Below are 9,232 nucleotides of genomic sequence, written 5' to 3' on the forward strand. Positions count from 1 at the left end.
GCCCGCCGGGGCCGAAGCCGGGGCCCTTGCCGCCGCCGGGACCCCCGCGCCCGCCGGGGCCGAAGCTGGCCGCGTCGATCTTCTGCGCCAGGAAGGCCTTGACGATGGCGGCGGTGGCCTTCTTGTAGGTGGCCGCCTGCTCGGCGGTGAGCACCTGGTTCTGCACGGCCTGGTCGATGCCCTGGTTGCGGGCCTGCACCAGCGCGGCCTCGAGCCGCGCCACGTCGGCGCCCAGGTCGCGGGCCACTTCGCTGAGGGTCTTCTGCCCGTTGCTCAGCAGCGCCAGCTCGTGCGGCGTCACCCCCAAGAACTGCGCCGCCGTCCACATCAGGTTGCCCCCGCGCAGGTCCATCATGCGGTTGGGGCCCTGCTGGGGCCGGTTGGGCTGGGCGGGCTGCTGCGGGGTTTGGGCCAGCGAAAGACCCAGGCTGAGCAAAGCGACGCCGATCATCCACTTCTTCGCGTTCATGACGTTCTCCTTTCGCCTGGAAAAGCGCACTCCCCAGGGCTGCTTCGAGGCTAGTCCCGGGGAGTGAACCGTTGGGGGAAGGATTGTGAAGGTTCGAAGAACGGCGGCGTGCGGCTCGCTCACCTCAGCCGCGTCGAACCCCACGCCGTGAAGCTGTCGAGCCGGGTGCCGCTGTCCTCCTCGGAGAAGACCAGGCCCACCATCTGGATCTTGAGGGGGGGTTGCTGGGGGAAGGCGTCGCTCCAGCGGAAGGCCTGGACGGGCTCCTCGAGCGGGCTCCCCGGCGCGCGCACCCAGGCGACGGCCCAGTCGCCGTCGAAGCTCACCCGCAGGTGGAAGGGGTTGCCGTGGCACAGGCGCGGGCCCAGGTTGACCCGGCGGATCACGTCGAGCGTCCCGCCCACCGGGGCCTGCCACTCGATCTCGGAGGCGTTGGACTGCGAGTCGTCCATGAAGGCGCGGGCGATGAGGTAGTGCTCGGCGTCCTGCCAGAAGAAGAACCCGGCCCGCAGGCGCTTCTCGCGGTTGGCCTGGGTGTAGCCGGTGCAGTTGCCCTCGCGGTCGTACCGGCCCTTCTGGCCCGGGGGGGTGAGGGTGGCCTCGAGGCTGGCGAAGTGGCGGTAGCCCTCGGGCCAGCGCAGGCCGTAGAGCAGGTAGTCGCCGCGGCCCTCCAGCGGCGCGGGCTGCACCTGGCCGTTGCCCAGCAGCGTGAGCGAGGCCTTGGGGTCGGGCGGCGAGCGCTTCTCCCAGGCCAGGCCCCCCACCGGGGTGCGGCGGGCCTCGAGGGGGCCGGCGGCCCCGTCGAAGCGGTCGGAGGCCACCACCACGTCGCCGCGCTCCTCGAAGAAGGGCTCGGGCAGGCGGAGCTCGTCGGGCAGGGCGACCTCGCGGGGGTGGGCCTCGAAGCGGCTGAGCACCGTGCCCCCGGCCACCCCCTCCCCGATCTCGAAGCCCACCCCGCCGGCCTCGGCGTCGGCGTTGTCGAACTCGGGGCTGGACTGGGGGTCGTCGCCCAGCACGAAGGCGAGCTGCCCGTCGAGGTAGAGCCGGATCTTGCCGCCCTTGTCGAAGGGGCCCACCTGGCTGCCGGTGTCGATGACCTGGAGGTGGTGGGTGGCGTTCTTGCGCAGCAGGAACTCGGCGGCCTGGGTCTGCTGCAGGGGCACCGCCTCCGTGCCCCTGACCCGCACCGCCTGGGCGATCTCGCTCGAGACCACGAAGGCGTAGTAGTCCCGCGGCGAGCGCGCCCGGAAGATCAGGGCCACCCCCTGCGGCCGCGCCCCGGTCTTGACCCGCAGGCCCAGCACCCCCGAGGGCGCGCCCGGGTCGAGCAGGGCCATCCCGCCCTTGGCGTCGGCGCGGGTGCCCTGGGCGCCCCGCTTGAGGTTGCCCCGCACCTGCCAGCGGCCCCCCTTCTCGGCCTGGCCGAGTTCGGCGGTGCTGGCCCCGGTGAGGCGGTCGGCGGCGTGGGCGGTGCCGTACCAGCGCGACCAGGCGGCCACGTCGCGCACCTGGAAGTGCTCGAGGCGGTGCGCGTGGAGCGTGCTCGAGCTGTGGGCCCCGGGGTAGAACTCGCCGAAGCTCAGGGTCTGGTCGAGCCCGAGCACGCTGGCCGAGGGCGGCGCGGCGTAGTAGCCGCCCTTGAGCCCGTCCACCAGGTACACCGCGCCCTGCTCGCGCAGCAGCACGTACACGTCGAGGGGGGTCTGGAACTGCGGCAGCAGGGTGGGCCGCGTCCCCTCGCGGAAGCCCAGGTTGAAGGTGCCCGCCAGGCTGTCGAAGTTGTCGAGCGCCACCGCGTTGGCCCCCTTGAGGGGGTCGGCGGGGTGGGCCTCGGGGAAGGCCCCCACCACCACGCCGTTGGGCTGCTGGATGTCGCCCGGCAGCAGCCGGAAGTGCACCACCCGCCCGTTCTGCCGCTTCATCTTGGGGTAGGCCAGCCCCACCTGCCCGAAGCGCGGCGCGCCCGCCTCGGGCATGCGCAGGGCGCAGTGGTCCACGGCCATCTTCGCCCTGCCCTTGTCGAGCGCCAGGCGGGGGGTGCCCTCGGGGCTCGAGCTACCCCCCACCTCGCCCGGCTTGAGGGGGGTGCCGAAGGAGTCCTGGGGGTAATTCGCCTTGGGGTAGGGCCTGCACCCCTGGGGCGCGGGGGGCGGGCCTTCGCCCAGGCCCAGCGCCAGCAATGCCACGAGAATCCATGAGAGGGGGCGCCACATACTTCACAAAGCGTAGTGCAAAGCGGGGCCGAACGCGAATGGGGGTCAGGGGATGGGCCGGGAGGGCTCGAGCTCGAGCCCCTGGGAACGGGCCAGCTCGGCCAGGGCCTGCCAGAGGCGGGCCGCCTGCCCGGCCTGGGGCCTGCGCTCCCACCACACCTGCCGCACCCGCAGCCGCCCCTGCGCCCGCTCGGTGCGGGCGTCCACGCGGGCCACGAGGTGCTCGCCCTCGAGCACCGGCAGCACGTAGGGGCCGTAGCGGCGCTTGGGCTCGGGCACGTAGATCTCCCACCTGTAGTCGAAGCCCCACAGGTCCTGCACGCGCTCGCGCCGCCACAACAGGTTGTCGAGCGGGGAGAGCAGCGTGACGCGGGGCGCGACCTTAGCCCCCTGCAGGGCCTCGAGCAGCGGCAGCAGCTCGGCCCACAGGTAGTAGCGCCGCCGGACGCCCTCCAGGTGCAGCGGGAGCAGGACCCCCTGGCGCAGCAGGGGCTCGAGGGCCGCCCTGCGCTCGGCCGCCGCCATCGGCAGCCAGCCCAGCCGGGGGTCGCCCGCGTCGAAGACCCCGTAGGCCCGCACGAACTTCATCAGCTTGGCCTGGGGGTCGGCCGTGGCCGGGGGCAGCTCGGGGAACCACCTCGAGGCGAGGGCGAAGTGCCGCTCGTCGCCCCTGCGGTAGGCCACCACCAGCTCCCCCGCCTCCCACAGGTGCTCGATGGCCTGGGAGGTGGCCTTGGCGGTGAAGCCCCAGTAGCCCCGCACCTTCTTCCCGTTGTCCAGCGCCCGCGCGGGCAGCGGCCCCTCGGCCTCGAGCCGGGACCGCACGTAGTCGATCGCCGCGTAGATCTCGCCCGCGTAGCCCTCGCCCCGCTGGCCCTGGACGGTGTGCTCGAGCCTCCACCGCTGCCGCCGCAGCTCGAAGGCGCCCCAGTCCTCGATGGGCAGCACGCAGCGGGCCTGCGCCCAGTACTCGAAGACCCGCCGGGCCGGGTAGAGCGCCTCCAGGTGCTCGGCGCGGTAGCCCCGCAGGCGGTTGTGCAGCACCAGGTGGTGGTTGGGCGCCACCACGTTCACCGGGTCGAGCTGCACCGCCTCCAGCCGCCGCAGCACCTCCATCGCCCCCTCCGCCCCGCCGAGCTCCTCCCGCCACAGCCCGCCCTCCGCCCACCCGCCCGCGCCGCCGCTCCACTCGAGCAACCCCTGCCGCGCCAGGATCACCCGGCGCACGGCGGAGGGAGTGGTCTCGAGGGGTTTCACGTTCGGCCTCCGGCGCCCGGTGCTCGGCTACGGGCGCTCCCGCTCAGTTCTGCAACTCCCGGAACACCGCGTACACCCGCCCCCCCTTGGGGTAAGCCTCGAGGCTGTAGAGCGTGGGGTGCCCCGGCAGGGTGGCCTTGCCGCGGTAGGGCAGGCCGGTCTCGAGCGCCACTGCCAGCGGGTGGTCGCGGTGGACGGCCGCCCCCCGGCTCACCCGGTCGAAGACGCGCTCGTGCTTGGCGCTGAAGAACACCCGCAGGGGCTTAGCCCCCGCCATCAGCACCAGCGAGGGGGTGGGGCCGCGCTCGGCCAGGGCGATGATCGCCACCTCCTCCGAGACCTGGTGCCCCTCGGCGAGCTCGGGGATCAGGCGCGGGCTCTGGCCCTTGCGGGCGATGGCGGCCTCCACCACCTCCCCGGGCAGCAGCATCTCGGCGGCGCCCAGGTTGCACAGCGCCTCGAGCTGCGCCTCGAGCTGCCCCCCCTCGAACTCCTCGTGCAGGTCGGAGAGGACGTCGGCGTCGTTGCGGATGAGGTGGTGCATGACCTCGTGGGCCAGGGTGAAGCGCTGGCGCCTGGGGGGGGAGTCCTCGTCGATGACGATGCGCTGCTGCTCCTCGATGAAGGCCCCGAACTTGCCCTCGGGCAGCTTGGCGTACGAGAGCGAGACCCCGATCCCCCGCACCAGGCGTTCGGCGGTCAGCGGGGCGTGGGCCTGGCGGTACTCCCGGGCCATGCGGATGATCCTCGAGCGCAGGTCCATAGGCAGCCCATTATCCCCTACGAGAGCCCGTACATCTCCTGCACCACGTTCCAGAAGCGCGTGGTAGCCCGCACCTTGAGCCTGGACTCGATGAAGGCGTTGGGCGAGACGTTGCGCACGTTCTTGTCCAGCCGCGAGAAAACCTCTCCTGGCCGCGCCAGGACCACCTCGAGCTCCCTGTGCGGGGGCAGCGCCGCCGGCGCGGGCTCGCGCAGGAAGGTGATGAAGCGGCGGTGCGTGCCGCCGTCGGCCCCGAAGGGGTCGAGGCCGACGAGCTCGCGCAGGTGTTCCTCGGTCCGTACCATCACCGCCACGTCGCGGCAGCCTAAGGCGGGCATGAGCGCCTCGACCTGCCGGGCGACGGCCTCAGGGTCGGCCTCACCGCTCTGGAGCCAGACGTTACCGGTCTGAAGGTAGGTCCGGACGTCCTCGAACCCCTCCGCCCTCAGCAGTGCCCGCAGGTCCTCCATGCGGAAGCTGTTGAATTTTCCCGCGTTGACCGCACGCAAAAAGGCCGCGTAGCGCATGGCTCAGCGCACCCCCACGAAGATCGAGACCCGCTCGAGGTCCTCGTGGACCTCGTAGTCGTAGGCGTAAGCCCGCGCCGGGGCCCCCGGGCGGGCGAAGTACTCCCGGACCTCGGCCCAGGCCCGGGGAACGGCCTGCGCGGGCGAGCCCTCGGCGGTGAACATCAGGTAGCGCCCGCCCCGCACGTGCAGCCCGCTCAGGCCCGGGGGCGCGTCGTCGAGGCTGGGCACCTGGTAGCCCACCAGCACGGAGTACTCGCCCGCGGGGTCGGTGGCGTAGTCGAAGTAGACCGCGAAGGGCTTGCCCTTGGCCCGCAGCTTGGGGATCCGGTCCTCCAGCCCCTCCGTGTGGAAGCGCCGCCACAGGCCGGGGATGCGGGCGGTGGCGGGGTCGGCCTCGAGGGCGTCGGAGGTGCGGGCGCTGTAGCCCAGCACGTAGAAGTCCGACTCGGTGGTGGGGTATGGACGCTGCATGGCCCTATTCTCGCTCGCCCCGGGGCGTTCGCGCCCTCCTGCGGCGCAGACCCCGAAATGCGAAGGGCGAACCCGAAGTTCGCCCCTGATGACGCCGGGTTGTGCTAGCCCTCGAGCACGCGCTTGAGGTGCAGGAAGATCTCGTACCAGTCGCGCTTGGACTCCGGGCGCTTGCCGCGCAGCTCGATGCGGGCGAGGGTCTGCTGCCACTCGGGGGTGATCTCCTTGCCCAGGGCGGGGTCGGCCAGCAGCTCGGCCAGGCCCTTGGGCAGCGAGGCCTCGGTGCGCTCGCCGTAGAAGTCCACGGGGGCGAGCAGGTCGTTGACGCTCACGCCGTAGGAGCCGGCCAGGGTCTGGAGGGTGTCGAGGCTGGGGTTGGTGCGCCCGCGCTCGAGGTCCGAGAGGTAGGGCACCGACAGGCCGCTCTTCTCCGAGAGGTCTTTCAAGCGCCAGCCTTGCTGGCTACGTAGTTCGCGCAGACGTTCGGCTAGTGTCATATCAAGGTCACGGTAGCACAACTGTCTTTTACGGTCAAGTCGTAATGCCCGGGCGTAGGGTATTGCATATGCATATGAGATTATGTTATGTTCATAACTGGAGGCCACGGATATGACCGCAAATGAGACTGTCTGGCGTTCGTTGGGACAAGGCAAAGCCCACCCGAGCGATGTCCTCAATACCCTCATCGAGATCGACAACCGCCGTGGCCTGGTCGGCCTGTGGGGCCTGGAGAGCGAGCTGCGCGACGCGCTGCCCCGCCTGCGCCCCCAAGCCCAGGCCCTCGCCCACGCCTGGCTCGAGGCCCTCGCCCTCTACCGCGCGAGCTACTACCCCGAAGGCCGCCTTTCCCGCCTCTTCAGCCGCTTCCTCAACAAAGAACCCCAGGCCAAACTGGCCCGCGCCAGCTAAGCAGCACCCCTGCCGCTCGAAACTGCCCCGCCGTGGACGAAGCTCGAGCGGCTTTTCAGCGCGTCCTTATTCTGTTAACGACATAAGAGAGGCCCACTATGATGCAGACCGTCGTCCAGGACAACCCCTCCCCCAGACCCTCCCCGCGCTTCTCGGCCTACGTGTTCGTCTCCTGCTACCAGCCCAGGCGGGTGCGCGAAGCCCTGCGGCAGCTCCCCGGCGTGACCAAGGCCGACGTGCTGATGGGCAGCGGCGAGGTGGCCCTGGTCATCGAGGAGCACAACTTCGCCTCGCTCCAGGTGCGCCTCAGCGAGGTGCAGGCCACGCCCGGGGTCAAGCGGCTGTCGGTCAAGCTCGCGGCGTGAGGAGGGGAAGGGTCATGGAAGTCGTTCAGGAAGGTCCGTTCAAGGTCGTCGGCCTGAAGGTGGTGGCCCGCTGGGAGGAGCTGTGGCGGGAGATGCCCAGGGCCTGGGAGGAGTTCATCGCCCGGCACGGGGCCGTCGTGCACCGGCTGGAGCCCGCCTTCGTGGACGTGAGCCTCGGGAAGTCCGGGGACCTGTACGTGCAGGTCGTGGGCTCGAGGGTCCACGCCTTCGAGGACGTCCCGCCCGGCATGGTGGCTCTGGAGATCCCCGCCCAGCGCTACGTGCGCTACCGGCACGCCGGCCCGGTCGAGGGCATCGCCCTCTCCTTCGGGCGCATGTACGCCTGGGCCAAGGACAACGGCCTCGAGGCCGACGAATTCAAGCTCGACATCGGCTACACCGCCGACGGCGCCGAGCAGGAGCACGAGCTGTTCGTCCGGGTCAAGCCCTGACGGCCCGCTCGAGAACCCCGATTCGCCCCGAACACGGGGCCCCATTCCCCAAAACGCAGGAGGAGCGTTATGTGGAACAGCATGACCGGTGTGGACCTGGCGTTGCTCGAGCACAAGGAGCGCATCTCGCGCTTGCACGAAGAAGCCCGGCTCGTCCGCGAATTGCGGCAGCTCTTCCGCGCGCGGGTGGGGGCCTACGTCTTCATCCGCGCCGAGCACCCCGCCCAGGTCATCGCGCAGGTGCGCCGGATCCGGGGCGTGGTCAAGGCCGACGCCCTGCAGGGCTCGAGCGAGGCCATCGCGGTGGTGGAGGGTGCCAGCCCCGAGCGGCTCGAGGCCCTGATCGGCCGCATCAAGAGCCTCCCCGGCGTGCTCGCGGCCAAGAGCAAGCTGGCCGCCTGACCCTCAGCGCGGCGGCCCCCTCCCGGCGTACACTGGGGCAACCCCCGTCGTGCAGCGCGTCGCCCCGGTCGGAGTCGGCATGGCGGGCCGTGGCGCCGGCGAGTGCCGCGGCCCCCGAACCCCGTGGAGGAGGTCGTTTATGCGGTGGACGGTCGTGCTCTTGGCGATGGCCCTCTCGGCCTGCAACCGGCCGGGTTCTGGAACCCCAGAGGCTCCCCCCGAGCCGGTAGGCCTCAGCCGCCAGGGCTGCAACCAGGGAGGGCTGTGGGTGGAGTTCCCCCTCGAGCAGGGCACCTACCGCATCACCCAGGCCGCGCCCGGCGTGGAGGCCATCCTCTACGAGAGCATGCCCGACGTGGTGGGGTACGGCACGCGGGTCGAGACCCCCCAGGCTAGCTTCAGCTTCGAGCGGTTGGAGGATGGGCGGGTGTGGACGGCGGAAGTGGTGGAGAATCGGTGTATTTGAGGGGCGATGGTCGATAGCTGATAACCGAACGCCCAACGCCTAACGCCTAACGCGGGTCGTACGTCGTACGCAAAACGCCAAACGCAAGACGCAAGACGCCAAACACCTTGCTCCCCCCTTAGCAAGGGGGACCAGAGGGGATAAACCCTCTCCGCGCGCGGGGAGGGACGGGGAAGGGTCAACCACAGGCCACGGGCTTCGCCCTAGATTTGTGAGAACTTGAACGCTAGACACCTATGAACCTGGACACCACCCTGAACTATCTTCGTGAGCACGGCGATTTCATCCAGCGGGCCCGGCTCGAGGCCTGGCTCGAGGGTACTGCGGCTTCCGCGCAGGTCGTGGAGGCGGCGCTGGGGGGGCAGCGGGCCGACGGCGGTTATCGGGCGGGCTGGTCGGGGGGGCGCAGTTCGCTCGAGGCCACCTGCGGGCGGCTGGCCCTGGCCGAGGGGCTGGGGCTGTCGGCGCGGCAGGCGCGGGTGGCCTCTGCCCTCGACTTCCTCCGGCAGCGCCAGGGGCTCGAGGGGTGCTTCGAGGAGCACCCCGGCCTGCGGGAGGTGGCCCCGCCGCGGGTGCGGCCCGGCTCGCTCGCCGCGCGGCTCTACCTCACGGCGCACTGCGGCTTCTGGCTCGCCGTCTACGGCCTGGACGAGGCCCGCGCCGCCCTGCACTTCCTGCGCGACCACCTCGACGCCGCCCGCCGCCTGCCCAGCCTCGAGGCGAGCCACTGGCTGGCCTGCGGCCTGGCGCTGAGGCTGGGCGACACCGGCTTCGCCGAGGTGCTGGCCGACCATCTGCGGGCGCGGCTCGAGCACCTCCCCGCGCACGACCTGGCGCCCATGCTGGTCGCTCTGAGGCTGGGGGGCATCTTCGGCGGCCACCCGCTGTGGCTCGAGGGCCGCGCCCGGCTGGCCGCCCTGCAAGGCCCGGAC

Annotated in this window: 13 protein-coding genes; 6 read left to right on the forward strand and 7 right to left on the reverse strand. The window is 71.5% G+C overall.

Annotated features, from left to right (window positions below; translation table 11 throughout):
* The 7 genes from MEICH_RS29130 to MEICH_RS0102760 form a co-directional block, all read right to left on the reverse strand.
* Positions 1 to 469, reverse strand: a 469-nt coding sequence (locus MEICH_RS29130) for a hypothetical protein (protein WP_084542151.1), incomplete at its 3' end; no start/stop codon positions are given.
* A 119-nt stretch (positions 470 to 588) separates the two neighbouring features.
* A complete protein-coding gene (locus MEICH_RS0102735) occupies positions 589 to 2,685 on the reverse strand; it encodes a hypothetical protein (RefSeq protein ID WP_157202579.1) in 2,097 nt (698 codons plus the stop codon).
* A 45-nt stretch (positions 2,686 to 2,730) separates the two neighbouring features.
* Positions 2,731 to 3,942 carry a winged helix-turn-helix domain-containing protein gene (locus tag MEICH_RS0102740; protein WP_027891340.1) on the reverse strand — a complete coding sequence of 404 codons (1,212 nt, stop codon included), beginning with the start codon at positions 3,940 to 3,942 and terminating at the stop codon, positions 2,731 to 2,733.
* Between the two features lie 43 nt (positions 3,943 to 3,985).
* Positions 3,986 to 4,705 (reverse strand): ImmA/IrrE family metallo-endopeptidase, encoded by a 720-nt coding sequence (locus MEICH_RS0102745; protein WP_027891341.1) that lies wholly within the window; start codon positions 4,703 to 4,705, stop codon positions 3,986 to 3,988.
* Positions 4,706 to 4,722: 17 nt separating this feature from the next.
* Complete coding sequence (locus MEICH_RS26815) at positions 4,723 to 5,232, reverse strand: DUF1697 domain-containing protein (protein ID WP_051303858.1); 510 nt, start codon at positions 5,230 to 5,232, stop codon at positions 4,723 to 4,725.
* 3 nt (positions 5,233 to 5,235) lie between these two features.
* The gene (locus MEICH_RS0102755) at positions 5,236 to 5,706 is read right to left on the reverse strand and encodes a GyrI-like domain-containing protein (protein ID WP_018464951.1); all 471 of its coding nucleotides are present in this window, start codon (positions 5,704 to 5,706) and stop codon (positions 5,236 to 5,238) included.
* Positions 5,707 to 5,810: 104 nt separating this feature from the next.
* A complete protein-coding gene (locus MEICH_RS0102760; protein WP_027891342.1) occupies positions 5,811 to 6,203 on the reverse strand; it encodes a helix-turn-helix domain-containing protein in 393 nt (130 codons plus the stop codon).
* Between the two features lie 112 nt (positions 6,204 to 6,315).
* Between MEICH_RS0102760 and MEICH_RS0102765 the strand changes: the two genes are divergently transcribed.
* The 6 genes from MEICH_RS0102765 to MEICH_RS26820 all read left to right on the forward strand — a co-directional run.
* Positions 6,316 to 6,615, forward strand: a complete 300-nt coding sequence (locus MEICH_RS0102765) for a hypothetical protein (protein WP_027891343.1) — start codon at positions 6,316 to 6,318, stop codon at positions 6,613 to 6,615.
* A gap of 98 nt (positions 6,616 to 6,713) precedes the next feature.
* On the forward strand, positions 6,714 to 6,980 hold the full coding sequence (locus MEICH_RS23310; protein ID WP_051303859.1) for a hypothetical protein: 267 nt from the start codon (positions 6,714 to 6,716) through the stop codon (positions 6,978 to 6,980).
* Positions 6,981 to 6,994: 14 nt separating this feature from the next.
* On the forward strand, positions 6,995 to 7,432 hold the full coding sequence (locus MEICH_RS23315; RefSeq protein WP_036218217.1) for a GyrI-like domain-containing protein: 438 nt from the start codon (positions 6,995 to 6,997) through the stop codon (positions 7,430 to 7,432).
* Positions 7,433 to 7,501: 69 nt separating this feature from the next.
* Positions 7,502 to 7,834, forward strand: coding sequence for an Lrp/AsnC ligand binding domain-containing protein (locus MEICH_RS23320; protein WP_157202581.1), 333 nt, complete (start codon positions 7,502 to 7,504; stop codon positions 7,832 to 7,834).
* 139 nt (positions 7,835 to 7,973) lie between these two features.
* Entirely contained in the window at positions 7,974 to 8,300 is a 327-nt protein-coding gene (locus tag MEICH_RS0102785) for a hypothetical protein (RefSeq protein WP_157202582.1), read from the forward strand.
* Positions 8,301 to 8,536: 236 nt separating this feature from the next.
* Positions 8,537 to 9,232, forward strand: a 696-nt coding sequence (locus MEICH_RS26820) for a hypothetical protein (RefSeq protein WP_051303861.1), incomplete at its 3' end; no start/stop codon positions are given.

The organism is Calidithermus chliarophilus DSM 9957, assembly GCF_000430045.1.
Classification (GTDB): domain Bacteria; phylum Deinococcota; class Deinococci; order Deinococcales; family Thermaceae; genus Calidithermus; species Calidithermus chliarophilus.